Genomic DNA, 19,030 nt, shown 5'->3' with positions numbered 1-19,030 from the left:
AGGGGCCGGATGCGCTTAAAGGTGAAACTGTTTGCCAGCTTAACCCGCTTTGCTCCCGGCGGCCAATCCGCCGGCATAGCGTTTGAAATGGATGTGCCCGAAGGCGCGTCTCTGGCGGATGTAGCGGAGTTGCTGCGCCTGCCAGCCGAGGAGATTAAAATTGCTTATGTCAACGCGCGCGCGCAGCAGTTAGATTGGCAGCTGCAAGATGACGACGAAATTGGCTATTTCCCACCGGTGGGAGGAGGATAACAACCAACATGGATGAAATGACTTTGGATGTGTGGCTGTACGGAAATCTGGCGCGTTATGCGGGCGATCCGAACGAGACCACGTTTGCCAACCCGCACCCGCGCCTGCCAGCCGGCAGCACGCTGAGCGATTTATTGAATCACCTGGGGATGGATACCGAAGAGCGCGGCATCACGTTTATCAACGGCGAGCTGTCGGCCATGCCGGGCATGCAGCCCGATCTGCAGCACGAATTAAAAGACGGCGACCGGGTGGCGTTGTTCCACCTGCGCTCGATGTGGCCGTTTCAGTATCGCAACGGCATCAAGATGCTCAGCGAGATGCAAAAGACGATGGAATCCAGCCCGGATATGGGCATTCACCACGCCTATAAATAGTTACAGGGCCTGGTCGAGCGTCGATTGACCCGAAGCGGCTTCAGCCTTTGGCTGGGGCGCTTCTTTTTTTAAGGTTTTAATAGTGAGAATGTGAATGGTAACAGCCGCGGCGATAGCCAGCAGCAAGACGCGCACCGGCCAGGAGTCAATCACCCCAAACGCGCTGTAAAGGATGGTTACCCACAGCAGCGAGATGGAGGTGATTTTCGCGCGCAGCGGAATGGCGCGGTACAGGCGGTAGTCGCGGATGAGGCTGCCGAAGAGCTTGTGTTCGATCAGCCAGGTGTAGAGGCGTTCGGAACTGTGAGCAAAAGCCGCCGCCGCCAGCAGGAAGAAGACCGTGCTGGGCAGCAAGGGCAGGACCATCCCCAGAATGCCGAGGCCGACAAACAGAATGCCGGCGGCGCTGAGGATGAATTTTTGAAAGGGGGTGCGTTTTTTCATGGCTGATATCATCAATATATATGATAAATATTATCTAAATTATACTATAAAATATATTGATCCACAAGCCACTCTCAACCGTCCCCAATTTGGATGGTACTTTTTGGGCGGCTTTAAAAAAATAGTGCCGGTCCGCCGTCCATGGCAGACCGGCACGGTGCTCACTGCTAGACCATAAATTTGCCGTTCTGGTAGAACAGGTCGCCATCCACGCGCATTTCGGTATCCACGCGCGCGTCGCAGATCAGGTCCCAGTGCAGGGAAGACTGATTCTTGCCGCCGGCCTCGCCGAAGCCCGCGCCCAGGGCCAGGTGGAAGGATCCGCCGATCTTTTCGTCGAAGAGAATATCTTTGCTGAACTCTTGAATGCCGAAGTTGGTGCCAATGCCCAGCTCACCCAAAAAGCGAGAGCCTTCGTCCATGTCCAGCATTTTGAGCAGGAAGTCCTGGTTCTTCTCGGCGCTGGCGCTGACCACTTTGCCGTCTTTGAACTCCAGACGCACGCTTTCCACTTCCATGCCGAGGTGGATGGCCGGGTAGGTGAAGCGCACCCAGCCGTTGGCCGAGGTTTCCACCGGGCTGGTGAAGATCTCTCCGCTGGGCATGTTGCAGTCGCCATCCGAATTGAGGAAGCGCCGGCCGTCGATGCTGAGGGTCAGGTCGGCGTTGACGCCCTGAATGCGCACCTGCTTGCGCCCGGTGAGCCAGTTGATCAGGCGCGCCTGGTCGTCGTGCACCTGCTGCCAGCATTTCACCGGGTCGGGCTGGTCGATGAAGGTGGCGGCGTAGAAGAAGTCTTCGTACTGCCTCAGGCTCTTGCCGCTGTCTTGCGCCAGAGAAAGGCAGGGGTAGTTGGTGAGCACCCAGCGCAGGTCGCCATTGGCTGATCGGCTCAGGTAGGTATCCATCCATTTGCGGCGGCCCGATTGGCGCACCTGCTGGCGGGCAGGGTCGATGCGCGACATGGCGCGAATGTTCTCGGGGGCGACAATGACCATGTAGACGTCGGCCTCTGAAATGATTTTCTCGTCGAGGGGAGAAAGCCATTTAAGCTGCTCGTCGCTGGCCTGCTCGTGCACCAGCGCTTCTAATTCATCGGAAACGATGGAAAAAGTGGGCTTGCCGCCCGCTTTGAGGATGGATGAATACAGCTCTTGCACCAGCGGCATGGCCGGCAGTCCGGCGCGGATATGCACCCAATCGCCGTTTCTCACTTTGGTGGAGTAATTAACCAGCACGTCAGCCAGTTTGGTTAAGCGTATGTCTGTCATCAGTTTGCCTCGTTATATGAAAGATGAACTTGCTGTAGTTTGATTGTACCAGCACAGCCGCGGCGGGGGGCTTAGCGCAGGAAGTAAATGACCGAAACGGCCACCCCAATGCAAACCACCGTCCAGCGCAGGGTTGGGGCGGGGATGCGCCCGGCCAGCTTGCCGCCCAGCGCGCCACCAATTAGCGAGCAGACCCACATCAGCAGCACCACCTGCCAGACCACGCTGCCCGAAAAAAGGAAGTAGATAGCGGCGGCGATGTTGACGCTGAAGGCAATCGCCTGTTTGAGAGCGTTCAGGCGGGTGAGTGAGTCGGTGAGTGCCAGGCCCAACACCGCCAGCACAATCACACTCAACCCCGCGCCGAAGTAGCCGCCGTAGATGGCGGCCAGCAGCACCAGCCCGGCCGACCAGAAGTGGTGGCTGCGCGGGGAAGACGGGCGCTGGCTGGCGCGGCGGGCCAGCCAGGCCTTGAGCGGCTCGCCTACGGCCAGCAGCAGCGAGGCCAGCAGAATCAGGTAGGGAACCAGATCGCGAAAGGCGCGCTCGCCGGTGTTGAGGAGCAGCAGCCCGCCGATGATGCCGCCCAGCGCAGAGACCGGCAGCAGCAGAGCGGCGCGCCCGCGCTGTTCTTTGATCTCTTTCCACTGCGCCCAGGTCGCGCCAAAATAGCCGGGGCACAGGGCTACGGTGTTGGTGACGTTGGCCGCCACCGCCGGAATGCCCACCGCGGTGAGGATGGGAAAAGTGATGAGGGTGCCGCCGCCGGCCAGAGCGTTCACCGCCCCGGCGGCCAGAGCCGCCAGGCCGACGAGCAAGTATTGCAGCCAAGTAAATTCCATACAGCCGTCCTGAAAAAAGAGTGATGGATAGTATACCCTGAGAGCAGGCGGTTGGCGGCGTTTGCCGGGGATGGTTGGCGGTTGGGGGTTATTCGACCAGCCAGTTTTTGGCCGCTTCGGCGTCTTCAAAGCGGATGTAGTTTTTATCGCCGGAGGCTTTGTTGATCAGGTCGAAGAAGGTTTTCTGCACACCGGTCAGCCCGATCACAGCGCGCTTGCGCACATAAGGGTTGAGCCTGACGGCCATGGCGCGCATCAGGTTGAAATTTTCTGGCGTGCCGCGCGTGCCGGTCACGTCGATGAGGGTGAGAACCGAGCCGGGTTTTTCGCGGCTCAACACTTCAAAGATCTCATCCATCTCTTTTTGCAGGTCTTTGCTTTCGACGCCAAAGTGCGAGTAATCGGCAAACCAGACACGTTTTCCTTGATGGGTGAACCAATGTGATTTCATACTTTCCCCTATGCAGCGCACATCTTTTTAGGAATGAATATGTTCATATTCTATGCTGATTAATGCCTAAATTACTCCAAAAGCCTGTTAAATTTGGATAAAAATGCCTCAAGGTGATGGAATTGATTGTGGCTGGGGGTAGACTCGCTGTTTGGGTGGCAGCTTCGGTTGTTTTTGTTTTGTTTCAGTTCGATTCGCGTTCAAATTGGCAACAGGCAGGCGGCACCCAAGGGTATGATGAGAGCGTTGGTGATTCCTTAAAGGCGCGCCTGCAGGTTTTGCAGAGGGGAACGCGCCTTTAGCTTTTAAGCAGGCGAGTGAGCCTGCCGGATTGGCTTATCAATAGTTTGATACGCCGTGATCTCTCCTTGCGCGGCAGCTATTGTTCTCGAAATTTATGCTGGACGGCAATGAACTGGTCTTCAACGGCCAGGAAGGCCCGCACCACTTGCGGGTCAAAATGCTTTCCGCTGCCTTCGAGGATGATCCCGCGCGCCACCTGATGCGGCATAGCCGCCTTGTACACGCGTTTCATCGTCAGGGCATCGTAGACATCGGCCAGGGCGACGATGCGCGCGCAGAGAGGGATTTCTTCACCTTTCAAGCCGCGCGGGTAGCCGCTGCCATCCCAGCGTTCGTGATGCGCCCAGGCAATATCGCGGGCAATGCGCAAAAACTCAGCATACGGATGCTGAATGAACACTGCGTCCAGGGTCTGAGCGCCAAGTTCGGCATGCTGCTTCATAATCTGCCATTCTTCATCGTTCAAGCTGCCCGGTTTGAGCAGCACATAATCGGGGATGCCGACTTTGCCAATGTCGTGCAGCGGGCTGGTTTGGTACATAAGTTCCGCGAAGCGCGGTGGGATATTGTCGTGAAAATCTGGCGCGTTGATCACCTGGCTGCTGAGTAAAAAGGCATACTCACGAATCCGCTCAAGGTGGTTACCCGTGTCGGTATCTTTGGATTCGGCCAGCTTGGCCAGACTTAACAGCGTCAGGGTGGTGGTTTCCAGCGCCAGCACGCGCTCGGCGTTACGCACGCGCAGGCTCAGCTCGGCGGGCTCGAAGGGTTTGGTTACAAAATCGTCTGCGCCAGCAGAAAGGCCGGTGAGCAGGTCTTCTTTGGAAGAGCGCACGGTCACCAGGATGAAGTAAACATATCCCAGGGGTGAATTCTGACGGATGCGCTTGCACAGTTCAATTCCATCCATCACCGGCATATTCCAATCGGAAATGACTACCTGAATGGTGTCTTGTTTGAGAATTTCCAGGGCTTCTTCACCGTTTTCAGCCAACACGGTCTGGTGGCCGTGGGTTTCCAATATTTTTTTGGCGGCAGCCTGGGCGATGATGTCGTCATCTACAATTAAGATTCTCATGGTGTGTTCGCTTTCTTGCATCAGGGTTGGGCAACAATAATAGCTTGGGCGGAACGGCTGAATTTTTGTGTTTCTTCCAATAATGCGGCGACCCGCGGCTCAATGGCGCTGGGAGACGCGGCACGGCTGGCCTCTTCGAGGGCCTCGCAGGCCTGGCGCAGTCCCTCGGCAGAGAGCGTCGCAGCAGTCCCTTTGAGCTTGTGCGCGGCTTTCATCAGGGCGTCGTATTGCTGGCTGCCAGCGGCGTCTTGAATGGATTGCAGGTCATTGGGCAGACGCTGGCTGGTCTTGGCAAGCAGTTCTACTGCCAGCTGGCGGTCGCCCATCAGGCGCTGGCAAAGGCGTTCAAAGTCGATGACGGGTGCGCTTTCGCCATGCGTGGCAAGGGATTGTGATTCTTGGATGGTGGGCGCGGCGCCAATAGGGGACTGTTGGCCCACCCATCGAAACACTTTTTCCAGCAGTTGGGGTAGATCAAAGGGTTTGGCAATGTAGTCGTTCATGCCGGCCTGCAGACATGTCTCCTGATCGCCGCGCAGGGCGTTGGCGGTCATGGCGATGATGGGTACTTGGGAATCAAGCACACCGGAGTGCGGCTGGCGAATCTGGCGGGTCGCCTCCAGCCCATCCATCTCCGGCATTTGCATGTCCATCAGCACCAGATGGAAAGGGTGTTCACGCAGAGCCTGAAGGGCCTGCAAACCGTTGTGGGCAATGCCCACCTTAAAGCCCTGCTGAGAAAGCATGGTGAAGGCAACTTCCTGGTTAATGGGATTGTCTTCGGCGAGCAGGATGTTGATGCGGCTGGCAACGAGCGGAAGATCATTGGGCAGGCTGGTCTGGTCGGGATGGGACTCTGCGAAGGAAGGTTTGCTGCACAGGGAGGAAAGAAGTTTCGGCAGGCGCGACCAGTGCAGCGGTTTGGTTTGCAAGGTGTGAAAGACAGAGTCGTTGAGGATGCTGCTGTCCATTGATGTTTGATCGTCGCTCATCAGGATGATTTTCAGGTCTGATAGGGACGGTAGAGAGCGGATCATGCGGCTCAGTTCCAGTCCATTTATCGATGGCATGAAATGATCGATGAAGGCGGTCTGAAAAGGCTGTCCGATGTCTACGGCATCGCCCAGCAGGCGCAGGGCAGAAGAGGCAGCCGGGGCATAGGTTACCTGGTGACCAAGGGCGGTCAGTTTTTCACACAGGATTTGACCGTGGACTGCGTTATCGTCGACCACCAGGATTTTGAAAGCGCACTGAGAGAGCGGAGCACCGAGCAGGCTGGTTTTTGGCTTGTCGCTGCGCAGCAGGGGGATAGAAAAAGAGAAAACCGAACCCTGCCCCGGCTGGCTGTGGACTTCAATGCCGCCGCCCATTTTTTCCACCAGGCGCTTGCAAATGGAAAGCCCCAGCCCTGTGCCGCCGTAATTGCGCGACATCGAAGCGTCTGCCTGAGTAAAGGGCTGGAAGAGCAGCTCCAGCTTGCTGGATTCAATGCCAATGCCGGTGTCGCGGACGGAAAAGTTTATCCAGGCTTCTTTGGGATGCATGGATTGGATCTCCGCAGAGAGAATTACCTCACCCTGGTGGGTAAATTTGATCGCGTTACTGACCAGGTTCGTTAAGATCTGGCGCAGGCGGCCGGGGTCGCCGATTAATTTTTCGGGGATGCCAGGACTGGCGGTGCAAATCAGCTCCAGACCTTTTTCTTGGGCGCGCAGGCTGAAGGAGTCGCCGATTTCTTCCAGAATGTTGGTAACGTTCAGCTCAATTTGTTCAAATTCCAGTTTTTCGGCCTCGATGCGCGAAAAATCGAGGATGTCGTTGATAATGGCGGTGAGCGATTCGGCACTGTGGTTGATGGTTTGGGCGAACCGTTTTTGTTGGTCGGTGAGACTGCTGTTGAGCAGCAGACTGGTCATGCCTACGATGCCGTTCAGCGGGGTGCGGATCTCGTGGCTCATGTTAGCCAGGAACTGGCTTTTTGCCAGGTTGGCGGCTTCGGCTTGGGCGGCCATTTCATTAGCCAGAGTGGTAGAGTGGAGCAACTGGTCGTTCATTTCCAGCAAAGCTTGCTCGTTGTTGCGGCGCTGGATGGCGCTGGCGAACAGGTCGCCCAGAATACGCAGGAGCTGAATTTCATCTTCTTTCCAGGCTCGGACGCGATTGACCGAGTCGAAACCGGTAAAGCCGATCAGGGTTGAAGAATGAACCATGGGTACGACCACCAGAGAGTGGATGCCCTGCGATTCGAGAATTTCTCGCTCGGTGCGCCAGGATTCGGGCAGCTCTTTAACCTGAGGAATGTAGATGTTTTCAAATTGCAGCAGCTTGCTCATCCACATCGGCAGGATTTCAGTAGGGATTTGCTGGAGATTGTCGATTTCAGGAGAGATACCCGCGGCGCACCATTCGTGAGAGTTGCTCATGGACGTTTTAGCGGGATCGAGCAGGAAGATGTAAGCACGGTCTACCTGACAAAATTCCCCAATTTTTTGCAAAGAGCGATTGAACGCCTGGTCCAGATCAGCGGTGGGCAAATTGACAAATTCGGTGGACAGCTCGACCAGTTTTTTCTCCAGGGCTTCGCGGTAAAGCAAGCTGGTCTCTATGGCTTTGCGTTCAGTAAGGTCGGTGATCACGGCGATGGAACCGTTGATCTGATCTTCATCCATGCGGGGAACCGCGTTCACCAATACAGGAATGATTTTCTCATCGGCCCCGCGCAGGCGCAGCTCAAAAGAGGTGCTTTCTCCTGCCAGACGGAGCTGTTTTTGAATCCTGAGCATGGGGATTTCTTGCGGGTCAACAAAATGGACAATTTCCTCTCCGAGAATCAGTTCTTCAGGCGCGCCAACCAGTTTTGCAAAGGCCGGGTTGACATAGTCGAACCTGTCATCACGGTCAGAGACGATAATGCCGTTATTGGTGGCGTTAGTCACTTTGGAGAAGAATTCACGCTGGGTTTGCAGTTCCAGCTCAGCCAGTTTCTGGGCGCTCACGTCGCGAATGAGCACCAGGTGACCGGTTATCTGCCCGCCGCGGTCAAGCAGGGGAGAAAGGCTTAGCTCCAGCCACTGATCTTCAAAGGTGAGTTCCAGTCGAAATTCGTTTTGCTGAATCAGGTTGTAATGCAGGCGGGTAAGGCTGGGAAAAAAGCTGGTGAACGGCTGTCCAATGGCTTTGGCATGCTCGCAGCGCAGGATGCGCATGGCAGCCGGGTTGATGTCGGCAATCACGTATTCCAGGTTCAGCACCAACAGTCCCTCGTTCATGCGGTCAAAAATGGCTTCGCGGGCGATGGGATTGAGGTACAGCATCTGTAAACGAAACAGGCCAAACACCAGCAGCACGCCGGTGACGGAAAAAGTGAGCGGGGTCAGATCCAGCCCCGGCCAGGGAGCAAGGTTAAAAACATAGAGGATATTGCCCAGGAAAGGGGCCAGCGCGCTGAAGATCATCAACACAGCCTGGTTGCGGTAATGCCTGTGCGAGCGAACCGCCATTTGGATGAGAAAACCAGCTCCCAACACGGTAGCCAGGTAGGAATAGCCGGTGTGCAGCCAGAATGCTGGTCCGTAGCTGTAAATAAGCCAGGCTCCCGGCGAATTGGAGATGGGGCGGATGGACGACCAGATCAGCCCGTGGTGTTCATTGGTGATGACGAGCAGCATGGTTAGTGTGGGAATGATCCACAACAGGTGTCGGGTTGGCCGCCGGGTCCAAAATGGGTGCTGAGTGTAAAAGGCTGTGAAGGTCAGCCAGGCAACGGGCAGGCTGACAATGCCGATATAGGAGATTTTTGCCCAGAAGACCCTGGCCTGGTACGAGATGGAAGCGAATTCGCCGGCAGAGGCCAGCGCCCAAATAAAGGAAGCGGCCATGACAAAGGCCAGGTTCTTTTTGATGCTGCTGGAAAGCGTCCGCATGGAATAAAGGGCCACAGAGAAAGAAATAGCCGCGGCTGAGACCATGAGGATAATGGGAATATTGGATTGCTGCTCCATGGCACACCTTGAGTGGGTAAGGGTTGTCCTGGAGGTTATTTTCGGTTGAAATGGGAAATACTTGACCGTTTTTAGGAAATTAACGACAAAAAAAGGTGCTATTCACGCGGGCGCCCGCGATAAAGCCGTACGGTGGCTTTTTCGAGGGTAACCAGGCCTTCGACAATGGCATTTTCGACGCGCGCCAGGAACTCTTCCAGGTTTTCTTTGCTGTCTACAATTTCCACCACCACCGGCATGTCTTCTGAGAGCATCAGAATTTTACTGGTCTGAATGCGGCTGCTGGGGCCAAAGCCCATGATGCCGCGCAGCACCGTGGCGCCGGCCAGCCCGGCCTGGCGAGCCTGGATCACCAGCCATTCATACAACAACTTGCCTTCGTGCTTATCGGCTTCGCCAATAAAGATTCTTAGCAGGTAGCCATTTTCTTCCAGCCGCATCTTCAGCTCCAAATCTGGCCGGCCAGCAGGCGGCCCATCCAAACCATACCCAATCCGGCGAGTAAGTGCATGCCTATATTGATTAAGCATAGGCTATTTTCGCCGCCGCGCAAGAGGTTAAACGATTCATTACTGAAGGTGGAAAAGGTAGTAAAAGCTCCCAGCAGGCCTACCATCAGAAAGGTGCGAAGTTCGGGGGGGAAGGGACGCAGTTCAGCGAGTGCCGAAAGCAACCCAATGATAAAGCATCCCAGCAGGTTGACGATCAGGGTGCCGTAGGGAAAGTTGACATTTCGCAGCGCGGATTGAACAAACGAGCTCAACCCATAGCGCATAATGGCCCCCAGGAATCCTCCCAGGCCAATGACGATGATTTGCTTCATTTCTTGAAAAACTCCTGTGCAAAAATCCAGGAGTCATCAGCAATAAAGCAATTAACGGTGGACTCCATCACCAATAAAAAATCCGCCCCATTATACCCCAAGCTATTGGTGTATGGACGGCTTAAACTTTTGAGGCCAACACGTATTCGTTGCGTGGAATGGTTTGCAGGGCGGCCGTCTGCCGGATTTGAAAGCCGTTTTGCTCGAACAGGCTGTGCAGCTGGGCTTTGCGATAGTAGCGCACAAAGGGAATGACGCCCAGCCAATGCAGCGCGCGCTGCAGGCTGAGCCTGACGCGGATATGGAAGGGCACGGGTTCGGCGTAGCAGTCGGTGGCGGTGATGAGGCTGCCGCCGGGTTTGAGCAGGCGGCGCGCTTCTCGCAGCAAGGTGTGCGGCTCTTTAACAATGTGCAGGATATTGAAGAGCAGCACCGCGTCAAATGAAGCGTCTTCATAGGGCAGAGCGTAGCCGTCGTAGACCTGGAACTGGACGTTCTTCACGCCTTGCTGGGCGGCTTTGCGCTGGGCGATGGTGATCATCTGCGGGGTGATATCAACGGCTTCGATCTGTCTGACGTGCGGGGCCACTCCCAGGGTAATCAGGCCGGTTCCGCAGCCGATTTCCAGCACGCGATCTTCGCGGCTGACAGCCTGGATGCTTTTTTCAATCGAATTGCGGTAGGCTTCCTCAAAGTTGGCCAGCACATTGTTGTCGTAGCTGGCGGCCATTTTTTCCCAGATGGATTTTTCTTTCCGCTGGCGGGTGAGGTCTTCCATGTAAATCTCCAGGGATGAACGCTTATCCGGCGGCTGATTCCTGTTCGGCGGGGGCGAAGCGCGCCTGCGCGCCCAGGCGCACGTGCAGCGCATAAAATGCCAGGGCAGCCGCGGCGCACAACACGGCACCGATGTACCAGAGCAGGTTGGGGTTGTAATTGTCGAGAATGACGCCGGCCATGCCGGGGCCGATGGTGGCGGGCAGCATCCACATCAGCCCAAAGACGGCCATGTAGCGCCCGCGCATCTCTTCGGGGGCAAAGTTGGCGGCCAGCGCCTGTGAGGTGGGCACCACCAGCATCTCGCCCAGGGTGATGATCATCACAGCCAGCACGAACAGCACATAATGCGAAACCACGCCAAACATGCCAAAACCGACCATGTAAAAGAGCGTGCCGGCGGCCATCATCGCAAACGGCGGGCGGTACTTCATCCAGCGCGAGATGGAGAACTGGAATAGAATCACCACAACGGCGCTGGCAGTGAGCAGAAAGCCGTAGCCCTGCGGGTCGATGCCATGCTGGTCGCGCAGGTAAACCGAGAGCGAATTGTAGAGCTGCTGATAGACCAGTCCCATGAGGATGCCGGCGAAGAGGAAGGCCATGAAGGCGAAGTCGCGCAGGGCAACCGCGTAGCCTTTGAAGGTGTCCAGCATGCTTTCGCGCTGGCTCTCTTCGCTGCTCTGCGGTTTGGTTTCTGGCATGAAGAGGAAGAAGAGCAGCGCCACCAGGCAGCTAACGGCCGCGTCGATGACAAAGAGGGCAAAGAACGATTGGTTGGCGACGATGCCGCCAATGGTGGGACCGATGATCCAGGACATATTGGAGACCACGCGCAGAATGCCGAAGCCTTCCTGGCGCTGGTTCTCGGGCAGGATGTCAGCGATCATGGCGGAGTGGGCCGGGCCGGCCATATCGGAGAGCAGCCCAATCACCACCGCCAGGGGGATGAGCATCGAAAACTCGTTCACCAGGCCCAGCGAGAGGGTGCTGAGCGCGCTGAAGATGAGACCGAAGAGGATCAGCTTACGGCGGCCAAATTTATCGGTCAGCGCGCCGCCGATGAAGCCGCCCAACAGCCCGAAGATGGAAAAAAGCCCCAGCACCATGCCGGCCTGGGTCATGCCCACACCGAACTTCTGGGTGATGTAGAGCGAGAAGAAAGGAAAGAGCAGGGTGCCGCCGATATGGTCAATAAAGGAAACGCCGACGACGATCCAAAACTTTTTGGGATATTCACGAAAGGTGCGCTGTAATGTGCCGATCAAGGGAAACCGTCCTGAGAAAAAAACAATGCGATATGGGTATCATAACACAGGCAAACGGCTTTACCACAGGCCAGGTGGCCAGGCCAGTTGGGGAAAATTGGGCTGGAAATGGGGGCGTCAGGGCAGAGCGGCGCGCCTTAATCGCTGCGAGGCGGGACTGAGCAGGTAGAAGCCGCCGTTGCGGTGCAGAATGGGCACGCGGCGGCGGCGCGTCTGGAAGACCTCGCACAGCTCCAGCGAAAGGTCCGCGTAGCTGTTCAACTCGTCCGGCCAGCGGTCGAACAGCTCGTCAAAGGCGGCCACAAACTGCTGGCGGTATGTGTCGCTGACCGCCTCCAAATGCTGGATGACCCAGCAGACTTTTTCATATTCCCAATAGCAGGCCAGCCCGATGAAGCGGTAGTCTTCGCTGACGAAGGGGAAGAAGGGAAACTGGCGGCAACTCAGCGCTCGGAAGTCGCGCTGGCAGTGCCGGGGTCCCTGGCAGGCCAGCAGGAGCATGTTCTCAGGCAGGCCATCAATCTCGGCATCAGGATCAAAGGCTGGCTGGCCGCATTCCTCCGGCCGCCAGCGGTGCCATAAATTGGTATTGCCTTGCAAGTATTCCCATTCCTGCCGGTAGGCAGCCGGCACGGCCTGGCAGATGTCGCAGCAGAAGGGTTTGCCGCTGGGGTTGTTTGGCGCGCATAACTGCCCGCAGTCGAAATCCGCGATGGGGGCGTTGAAGCGCGCGTAGAGCTGATCGAAGGGAACACGGGGGGCGGGCATGGGTCTCTCCAGAGCGATTTATGAGGACAAACTGGCGGGTTCCACGGCGGCCGGGCTGGGCGCGCGGCGGCCCTCAAACACGCGCAGCAGCACCACGCCGCCAATGATCAACGCGCTGCCGAAAATCTGGTCGAGGCTGAGGCGCTCGCCGAGGAAGAAGAAGGCGATGAAGATGGTCAGCACGGGTTCGACGGTGGCGATCAGGTTGGCGGTGCTGGAGGGCAGGAAGGAAAGGCTGACCATGTAGAGGCCGTAGCCCATCAGGGTGGGAACGGCGGCCAGCAAGAACAGCAGACCCCAGCCCTGCCAGGCGCTGCCAAACCAGAGGAAGCGGGCGGGGTCGTCCAGCGTGGCGGGGATGGGGAAGGGCAGCAGGTTAAGCAGGCCGAGGAAGAAGGCGGCGAAGAAAAAGGTGTAGGCTAGCGTGCTCCAGGGGTTCAGCCCGCGCTGTGAGGCCGAGCGGCCCATCAGGCTGTAGGCGGCGTATCCCAACCCGGAAAGCAGCCCGGCCAGAATGCCGGAGAGGTTGGCGCTCCACACCTGGGGGGTGTAGGCCTGGGAGACAAACACGCAGCCGGAGAAGCAGATCACCACCACCAGCAGGCGCAGCGGGGTGAGGCGCTCTTTGAGCAGCCACCAACCCAGCAGGGCGGTGAAGGCGGTGGAGCAGTAGACCAGCACATTGGAAACGGCCGCGCCGTTGATGGCCACCGAGAGGGTCCACAGGGAATTGAAGGCGCACAGCAGCAGGCCGTACAGCACCAGATAGCCGAGCTGGGCGCGGGTAACGCGCAGCAGGGCGGGTTTCACCAGGGCGAGGACGGTGATCAGCACGACGGCGGCCAGCGCCGCGCGCCAGAAGGCCAGCAGCAGAGCGGGCGGCTGGTAGGTGGTGATGAGGTAACGAATAAAGATGGCGGTGGTGGATAGAAAGACCGTGCTGAGCAGGGCGATGGGGTATCCACGCGCGAGGTTGGTGGAGGGCTGGTTCATGGGAAGCTCCGGGGAATCAAATCTGCATGGGATTGTAGCCGATTCCGCGGGGCGTGGATAGTGGAAAAGGAAAGAAGTTCGCAAACTGGGGCAGCCTGAGTCCGCGGGCGGGCGTCAGGATGCGAACAGGGTGAGGATGTCTTCGAAGCGGGTGAAGACCTCTTCTGGTTGGCCGGCCTGCAGGGCGGCCAGAGTATTGTAGCCCCAACTGACCGCGCCAAAGGGCATGCCCGCCTGGCGGGCGGCCTGCAGGTCGCGCAGCTCGTCGCCAATGTAGATGGCCTGGGACGGCGGCAGGTTCATGCGCCGGGAGACGCGCCGCAGCACACGCGCTTTACCGTGAATGGGCACGCTGCATTCAAAACGCTGGATGAGGGCGCAGGTCTGCGCGCCCAGCACGCTTTCCACGTTTTCGCGGGCGTTGGAGCTGACGATGGCCAGCCGCGCGCCGCGATCAGCCAGGCTTTGCAGGGTGGAAGCCACGCCGGGGAAGGGATGAATCTGGCGCGCGTCGGCGCGCATGCGGCGGCGCATGTCGCGGGCGATGATGGGAATTCTCCAGAAAGGCAGCGAGCGTGCCTGAATCACGCGCTGGCCGTCGCCAGCGCGCAGCAGGTCGATTTCTTCGGGGCTGAGCGGCTTGAGGTGGTGCGCCTGCATCACCTGGTTGATCACGCCGTTGAGCCAGGGGAAGGAATCGGCCAGGGTGCCGTCGAAGTCGAAGATGCAGAGTGGATAGTTCACCGGTCTGGTGTGTATTGTACTGGATTTTTGGCGCGGCTAGGCGCTGCTGGCGCGCATGAGTTTGATCGACAATTCGATGAGTTCCCGCAGCACGCCCTGATTCACATCTTCCAGTTTCTTGATATACAAGCAAGACTTGCCGGTTTTGTATTTGCCCAGTTTCGCCACCAGGCCGTCGTACTCGTCGAAGCCAGACATGAAATAAAGGGTCAGGTTCTGCTTGCGCGGTGAGAAGCCCACCAAAAACCATTCACCCTGGTGCCCGCTGGCGTATTTGTACTGGTACTTGCCAAACCCCACCAGGCTGTCGCCCCACATGCGCGGGGGCTGCCCGGTGATCTCGGCCATCATATCCAGTATGGCGAAGCTGTCTTGCTGCTTTTGGGGGTCTTCAACCTTGTTGAGAAACGCTTCCACCGGTTGGTCGTTGATTTTGGTTTTCAGTTCGTACAAGGCCGCCTCCTTGGGTAAAGGTCAGGCTTTGAGCCGTTCCAGGTACAGCTTGCGGAATTTGGCCACTTTGGGGGCGATCACCACGCGGCAGTAACCCTGCCCGGGGTTGCGGGCGAAGTACTCCTGGTGATAGTCTTCGGCGGGGTAAAACTGGTCGAAGGCGGTTACCTCGGTGATGATCGGATCGGGCCACAGTTGGGCGGCTTCCAGCTCGCGGATGAGGGCTTCGGCAGTCTCTTTTTGGGCGGGACTATGGTAAAAGATGGCCGAGCGGTACTGCGTGCCCACGTCCGCGCCCTGGCGGTTGAGGGTGGTGGGGTCGTGGATGGTGAAAAAGACCTCCAGAATCTGGCGGAAGCTGATCTCTTGCGGGTCGAATTGAATTTGAATCACTTCGGCGTGCCCGGTGCGGCCGGTGCACACCTCGCGGTAACTGGGGTTGCGGACGCTGCCGCCCGCGTAACCAGAGACCACATCTTTGACGCCTTTGAGCTGATCGTAGACGGCTTCAAGGCACCAGAAGCAGCCTCCGGCCAGGGTGGTGGTTTCGAGGGTTGGTTGGACGTTCATGGTGTTTCTCCTGCAGCCGCGCGGCGCGCGGTAAATTTGGATAGTTTATATCTATATTATATAGGAATTGGAGGGGGATGCCAGAGCGGTGTATGAGGCGCGGCTTGCACCCGCTCTGCGGTAGGGTGGTGTTGAGGGCGGATAATCTGCTTTGAGTCAAAACTAATCTTGAACCCGCCCGAAACCCACCAGCATTGGATAGCGGCGCATCACAGCTCGCGTGATTTTCGGGCGGATGGCCATCCGCCCCTACAGAAGAATGGGGTTCTGGCGTAGGGTGGTGTTGAGGGCGGATAATTTTCTTTGAGTCGAAAGATTGCCGTCTCCGCCCTCAACCCACCGTTTCCTTATGGGTACCAAGAAAGATGGTGGGTTACGGGCGACCTCAAGATAATTTAATGAACTGATTTGTTTTGGTCGCCCTCCACACCACCCTACTCTGCTGATCATTAGGAATCGAAGGCGGTGTGGCTGCTGGCGAGATAAGATGTTAGGTTCAGGACATTGACGAGGAGATTTTGCTTACAGCCCGTTGTCCGCCCGAAACCCACCGTTTCCTTATGGGTGCCAAGAAAGATGGTGGGTTGCGGGCGACCTCGAGATAATTTAATGAACTAATGTGTTTTGGTCGCCCTCCACACCACCCTACCCCGCTGCCCCTGCGTGCGGGGATTGGTTTTTGCGGTAAAATCAATCTTTAAGTTTATTAGAGGAGACGCGCATGGCTTCGACGACGTTAACCAAAACCCGCTCGAAACTGGGTTTGATTTTGCTGGCGTATATCGCTTTTATTTCTTTAGGGCTGCCGGACGGCTTGCTGGGGGTGGCCTGGCCTTCGATGCGTAAAGATTTCGGCATGCCGCTGGACGCACTGGGGCTGATGCTGATTGCCAGTATGATCGGCTATTTAACCTCCAGTTTCTTTAGCGGCAAGGTGATGGCGCGCCTGGGGGTGGGACGCCTGTTGGCGGTGAGCTGTATGCTCACCGGGGCGGGGCTGATCGGCTACACGTTGGCGCCGGCCTACTGGCTGATTGTGGCGCTGGGTGTGGTGGGCGGCCTGGGCGCGGGGGCGATTGACGCCGGGATTAATACCTACATTGCCTCTGAGCACGGCGAGGGACTGATGCAATGGCTGCACGCCAGCTTTGGCATTGGTGTGACCCTGGGTCCCATTATCATGACGGCCGGGATTAACCTCTTTCAGACCTGGCGCACCGGTTACCTGGTGGTGGGCAGCGCGCAGATCGCGCTGGCGGCCTGTTTCGCGGTGACGGCCGGGATGTGGAAGCGTGAAGACGGCAGCGCGAAGCAAGAAGAAGACAAACGCCTGCTGGATTACAAGACTTCGATGCGCGAGACCGTGCGCCAGGTGGGCGTGTGGGTAAGCGTGCTGCTGTTCTTCGTCTATGTTGGTGTGGAATTGACCCTGGGACACTGGTCTTACAGCCTGCTGACCGAGTCGCGTGGTATTGCGCCAGAGACAGCCGGCCTGTTGGCGGGCGGTTACTGGGGCATGTTCACGGTGGGGCGCGTGCTGGCCGGTCTGTACGCGCAAAAGGCCGGCACCGACCTGCTGCTGCGCGGCAGCATGCTTTCGGCACTGGCGGGGGCGCTGCTGTTGCTGTGGAATCCGTCGGACACGGTCAGCCTGATCGGCATCGCTGTGGTGGGCTTTTCCATCGCGCCCATCTTCCCGGCGCTGGTCTCCAGCACAGGGCGGCGGGTAAGCGCGCGGCACGCGGCCAACACCATCGGTATGCAGATCAGCGCGTCTGGGTTGGGCGGCGCGCTGCTGCCGGCCCTGGCAGGCGCGCTGGCGCGGCGCATCTCGCTGGAGGTGATTCCCGTGTTTCTGGTGTCCCTCATCGTGCTGCTGCTGGTTCTGTACTTTGCCTCTTTGTGGATGGGCAAGCGCCAGGCGGCGTTGGATTAATCCATCATGGGTGGTTTTCTCATGCCTGCGTGAGCAGGCATTTTTTTAAGAGGCAACGCTTCGTTATTGCGCACCGATTGTGGCGGGGGCAGAGAGGCAAAGTTTTAGATTGTTTTTACAGTGTTGGATACCTAAATGGGGTATAACCATATCAGGGAAAATAGAGAAAATTCGGAGAAGGTGACTGATCGTCAATGGTTTATACGCCGGGATTATGGCTCTTTCTGCTGGCCGCGCTGATCACGATGGGAGTGATTGGCTTTAGCTGGCGCTACCGCCAAACCGACACGGGCAAGGCTTTTCTGGCATTAATGGTCTGCGGCCTGGTGTGGGTGGTTTTCTTTTGCTTTGAAACGGCTTCCCCCGCGCTGGAGGGCAAGCTGTTTTGGGCCAAAATCCAGTTTTTGGGGATCACCTTTCTGCCCACGGCCTGGGTCTTTTTGGTGCTGGCGCTGACCGGCCAGAAAGCGGCGCGCGGCGTTAAAACCGCTTTGCTTCTGTTACCCGCCCTGACCAACCTGGTGATCTGGACCAATCCGCTGCACCACTGGTTTTATGGAACCCCATTCATCAGCAGCACGCTGGCGCCTTTCCCGGTGCTGGTGCAAGATTACCAGTTCTGGTTTTATTATGTGCACGCGCCGTTGAACTACCTGATCTTGCTGGCGGCCCTTTTTCTGCTGGTGAAGGCCATGGTTCGCATGGAGGGTATGTACCAGACGCAGGCGCAGCTGCTGCTGGTGTCGATCCTGCTGCCGGCGATCACAGATATGCTGTATGTATTGGGTTACTCGCCGGTGCGCTACTACAACTACACCACAGCGGTGTTCAGTCTATCGGGGGTGATTCTGGCCTGGACGCTGTTCCGCTACCAGTTTTTGGATCTGCTGCCCCTGGCGCGCGACGTGATGATCGGGCAGATGAGCGATCTGGTGATGATTCTGGACCACAAGACGCGCATCAGTGAGGCCAATCCGGCTGCCCGCGATGTGTTCCACCTGCCGAAAGAGTTTGTGGGCAAGCAGCCCACAGAAATTGGCAGCCGCGATCTGCTGGAGGTTGCGGGACTGCTGGAGCAAGGTGTGGCGCACAAAGACGTCCAATTTGAGGCGCAGCCCGGCCGCACGTTTGACCTGCGCATTCAGCCGGTGATGAAAAGCGGTGGTCTGGTGATTGGCTGGGTGATCACCGCGCGGGATATCAGCGAGCGCGTGGAGTTTCTTAACCGCCTGCAGGCGCTGGCCACCCGCGATGATCTGACCGGTATCTACAACCGCCGCCACTTTTTGGAATTGTGCCAGCGCGAAATGTACCGCGTTCAGCGCCTGAAGGACTATCATGTGGCGGTGATGATGATTGATCTGGATCATTTCAAGCTGGTGAATGACGCGCACGGACACGCCATCGGTGACCGCGCGCTGGCCGCGTTTGCAAACGCCGTTCAGGCGGAACTGCGCGTGATGGACATTTTTGGCCGGCTGGGCGGTGAGGAGTTCGCCTTGCTGCTGGTGGATGTGGACGAGAGCGCGGCCCGCGCCGCGGCCGAACGACTGGGGCTGTCTCTAAAGAATTTGGAAACAGCCCCAAAAATTAGCTGCAAATCGAATAAAAACGAAAAAACAAAAAATTGGTAGCCTACCTGGCTGCCAATTTTCGCATATTATGGGCAATACTGATCA

At 57.5% G+C, this 19,030-nt stretch carries 19 protein-coding genes, 1 pseudogene and 1 riboswitch; of the genes and pseudogenes, 5 read left to right on the top strand and 15 right to left on the bottom strand.

What is annotated here, in order from left to right; all coding sequences use genetic code 11:
• Positions 1-9: 9 nt before the first annotated feature.
• Both ADN00_RS02850 and ADN00_RS02845 read left to right on the top strand, forming a co-directional pair.
• Positions 10-252, top strand: coding sequence for a MoaD/ThiS family protein (locus ADN00_RS02850; RefSeq protein ID WP_075061441.1), 243 nt, complete (start codon positions 10-12; stop codon positions 250-252).
• Positions 253-260: 8 nt separating this feature from the next.
• Positions 261-629 (top strand): MoaD/ThiS family protein, encoded by a 369-nt coding sequence (locus ADN00_RS02845; RefSeq protein ID WP_236691466.1) that lies wholly within the window; start codon positions 261-263, stop codon positions 627-629.
• 63 nt (positions 630-692) lie between these two features.
• On the opposite strand, the pseudogene ADN00_RS02840 reads toward ADN00_RS02845, so the two are convergent.
• A pseudogene (locus ADN00_RS02840) lies at positions 693-1,073 on the bottom strand (YbaN family protein); the annotation flags it as partial.
• Here ADN00_RS02840 and ADN00_RS19665 point away from each other — a divergent pair.
• On the top strand, positions 1,072-1,251 hold the full coding sequence (locus ADN00_RS19665) for a hypothetical protein (protein ID WP_152966236.1): 180 nt from the start codon (positions 1,072-1,074) through the stop codon (positions 1,249-1,251). The pseudogene ADN00_RS02840 and the gene ADN00_RS19665 overlap by 2 nt on opposite strands.
• Here the strand turns inward: ADN00_RS19665 and ADN00_RS02835 are convergent.
• The 14 genes from ADN00_RS02835 to msrA all read right to left on the bottom strand — a co-directional run bounded on the left by ADN00_RS02835 (position 1,241) and on the right by msrA (position 15,415).
• Positions 1,241-2,344, bottom strand: a complete 1,104-nt coding sequence (locus ADN00_RS02835; RefSeq protein ID WP_075061439.1) for an aminopeptidase — start codon at positions 2,342-2,344, stop codon at positions 1,241-1,243. The genes ADN00_RS19665 and ADN00_RS02835 overlap by 11 nt on opposite strands.
• A gap of 71 nt (positions 2,345-2,415) precedes the next feature.
• Positions 2,416-3,186 carry a sulfite exporter TauE/SafE family protein gene (locus ADN00_RS02830; RefSeq protein ID WP_075061438.1) on the bottom strand — a complete coding sequence of 257 codons (771 nt, stop codon included), beginning with the start codon at positions 3,184-3,186 and terminating at the stop codon, positions 2,416-2,418.
• Positions 3,187-3,274: 88 nt separating this feature from the next.
• Positions 3,275-3,637, bottom strand: coding sequence for a hypothetical protein (locus tag ADN00_RS02825; RefSeq protein ID WP_075061437.1), 363 nt, complete (start codon positions 3,635-3,637; stop codon positions 3,275-3,277).
• Positions 3,638-4,016: 379 nt separating this feature from the next.
• Positions 4,017-5,018 carry a response regulator gene (locus ADN00_RS02815; protein ID WP_075061470.1) on the bottom strand — a complete coding sequence of 334 codons (1,002 nt, stop codon included), beginning with the start codon at positions 5,016-5,018 and terminating at the stop codon, positions 4,017-4,019.
• 20 nt (positions 5,019-5,038) lie between these two features.
• Complete coding sequence (locus ADN00_RS02810; protein ID WP_075061435.1) at positions 5,039-9,019, bottom strand: histidine kinase N-terminal 7TM domain-containing protein; 3,981 nt, start codon at positions 9,017-9,019, stop codon at positions 5,039-5,041.
• Positions 9,020-9,117: 98 nt separating this feature from the next.
• The gene (locus ADN00_RS02805; RefSeq protein ID WP_075061434.1) at positions 9,118-9,459 is read right to left on the bottom strand and encodes a DUF190 domain-containing protein; all 342 of its coding nucleotides are present in this window, start codon (positions 9,457-9,459) and stop codon (positions 9,118-9,120) included.
• Positions 9,460-9,461: 2 nt separating this feature from the next.
• Positions 9,462-9,842, bottom strand: coding sequence for a fluoride efflux transporter CrcB (gene crcB / locus ADN00_RS02800; RefSeq protein WP_075061433.1), 381 nt, complete (start codon positions 9,840-9,842; stop codon positions 9,462-9,464).
• Positions 9,843-9,862: 20 nt separating this feature from the next.
• Positions 9,863-9,923: riboswitch (Fluoride riboswitch) on the bottom strand.
• Positions 9,924-9,963: 40 nt separating this feature from the next.
• Positions 9,964-10,620: a class I SAM-dependent methyltransferase gene (locus ADN00_RS02795; RefSeq protein ID WP_075061432.1), complete on the bottom strand. Its 657-nt coding sequence runs from the start codon at positions 10,618-10,620 to the stop codon at positions 9,964-9,966.
• Between the two features lie 22 nt (positions 10,621-10,642).
• Positions 10,643-11,887, bottom strand: coding sequence for an MDR family MFS transporter (locus tag ADN00_RS02790; RefSeq protein ID WP_075061431.1), 1,245 nt, complete (start codon positions 11,885-11,887; stop codon positions 10,643-10,645).
• Positions 11,888-12,004: 117 nt separating this feature from the next.
• The gene (locus tag ADN00_RS02785; protein ID WP_075061430.1) at positions 12,005-12,655 is read right to left on the bottom strand and encodes a hypothetical protein; all 651 of its coding nucleotides are present in this window, start codon (positions 12,653-12,655) and stop codon (positions 12,005-12,007) included.
• A gap of 18 nt (positions 12,656-12,673) precedes the next feature.
• On the bottom strand, positions 12,674-13,648 hold the full coding sequence (locus ADN00_RS02780; protein WP_075061429.1) for a DMT family transporter: 975 nt from the start codon (positions 13,646-13,648) through the stop codon (positions 12,674-12,676).
• Between the two features lie 114 nt (positions 13,649-13,762).
• The gene (locus ADN00_RS02775; RefSeq protein WP_075061428.1) at positions 13,763-14,392 is read right to left on the bottom strand and encodes an HAD hydrolase-like protein; all 630 of its coding nucleotides are present in this window, start codon (positions 14,390-14,392) and stop codon (positions 13,763-13,765) included.
• A gap of 36 nt (positions 14,393-14,428) precedes the next feature.
• A complete protein-coding gene (locus tag ADN00_RS02770; protein WP_075061427.1) occupies positions 14,429-14,845 on the bottom strand; it encodes a DUF1801 domain-containing protein in 417 nt (138 codons plus the stop codon).
• Positions 14,846-14,866: 21 nt separating this feature from the next.
• A complete protein-coding gene (gene msrA, locus ADN00_RS02765) occupies positions 14,867-15,415 on the bottom strand; it encodes a peptide-methionine (S)-S-oxide reductase MsrA (protein ID WP_075061426.1) in 549 nt (182 codons plus the stop codon).
• A 721-nt stretch (positions 15,416-16,136) separates the two neighbouring features.
• Here msrA and ADN00_RS02760 point away from each other — a divergent pair.
• Together ADN00_RS02760 and ADN00_RS02755 are read left to right on the top strand one after the other, a co-directional pair.
• Complete coding sequence (locus ADN00_RS02760; protein WP_075061425.1) at positions 16,137-17,351, top strand: MFS transporter; 1,215 nt, start codon at positions 16,137-16,139, stop codon at positions 17,349-17,351.
• 194 nt (positions 17,352-17,545) lie between these two features.
• Positions 17,546-18,985 carry a histidine kinase N-terminal 7TM domain-containing diguanylate cyclase gene (locus ADN00_RS02755; RefSeq protein ID WP_075061424.1) on the top strand — a complete coding sequence of 480 codons (1,440 nt, stop codon included), beginning with the start codon at positions 17,546-17,548 and terminating at the stop codon, positions 18,983-18,985.
• Positions 18,986-19,030: the final 45 nt, after the last annotated feature.

This window comes from Ornatilinea apprima (assembly GCF_001306115.1).
Taxonomy (GTDB): Bacteria; Chloroflexota; Anaerolineae; order Anaerolineales; family Anaerolineaceae; genus Ornatilinea; species Ornatilinea apprima.
This window is presented reverse-complemented; position numbering and strand designations above follow the sequence as displayed.

Coding starts and splice junctions, on each gene's coding strand:
- ADN00_RS02795 (WP_075061432.1), bottom strand. CDS start 10,620: ATGGAAGACCTCACCCGCCAGCGGAAAGAAAAATCCATCTGGGAAAAA.
- ADN00_RS02810 (WP_075061435.1), bottom strand. CDS start 9,019: ATGGAGCAGCAATCCAATATTCCCATTATCCTCATGGTCTCAGCCGCG.
- ADN00_RS02780 (WP_075061429.1), bottom strand. CDS start 13,648: ATGAACCAGCCCTCCACCAACCTCGCGCGTGGATACCCCATCGCCCTG.
- crcB (WP_075061433.1), bottom strand. CDS start 9,842: ATGAAGCAAATCATCGTCATTGGCCTGGGAGGATTCCTGGGGGCCATT.
- ADN00_RS02850 (WP_075061441.1), top strand. CDS start 10: ATGCGCTTAAAGGTGAAACTGTTTGCCAGCTTAACCCGCTTTGCTCCC.
- ADN00_RS02805 (WP_075061434.1), bottom strand. CDS start 9,459: ATGCGGCTGGAAGAAAATGGCTACCTGCTAAGAATCTTTATTGGCGAA.
- ADN00_RS19665 (WP_152966236.1), top strand. CDS start 1,072: ATGGCTGATATCATCAATATATATGATAAATATTATCTAAATTATACT.
- ADN00_RS02760 (WP_075061425.1), top strand. CDS start 16,137: ATGGCTTCGACGACGTTAACCAAAACCCGCTCGAAACTGGGTTTGATT.
- ADN00_RS02815 (WP_075061470.1), bottom strand. CDS start 5,018: ATGAGAATCTTAATTGTAGATGACGACATCATCGCCCAGGCTGCCGCC.
- ADN00_RS02785 (WP_075061430.1), bottom strand. CDS start 12,655: ATGCCCGCCCCCCGTGTTCCCTTCGATCAGCTCTACGCGCGCTTCAAC.
- ADN00_RS02755 (WP_075061424.1), top strand. CDS start 17,546: ATGGTTTATACGCCGGGATTATGGCTCTTTCTGCTGGCCGCGCTGATC.
- msrA (WP_075061426.1), bottom strand. CDS start 15,415: ATGAACGTCCAACCAACCCTCGAAACCACCACCCTGGCCGGAGGCTGC.
- ADN00_RS02835 (WP_075061439.1), bottom strand. CDS start 2,344: ATGACAGACATACGCTTAACCAAACTGGCTGACGTGCTGGTTAATTAC.
- ADN00_RS02825 (WP_075061437.1), bottom strand. CDS start 3,637: ATGAAATCACATTGGTTCACCCATCAAGGAAAACGTGTCTGGTTTGCC.
- ADN00_RS02830 (WP_075061438.1), bottom strand. CDS start 3,186: ATGGAATTTACTTGGCTGCAATACTTGCTCGTCGGCCTGGCGGCTCTG.
- ADN00_RS02845 (WP_236691466.1), top strand. CDS start 261: ATGGATGAAATGACTTTGGATGTGTGGCTGTACGGAAATCTGGCGCGT.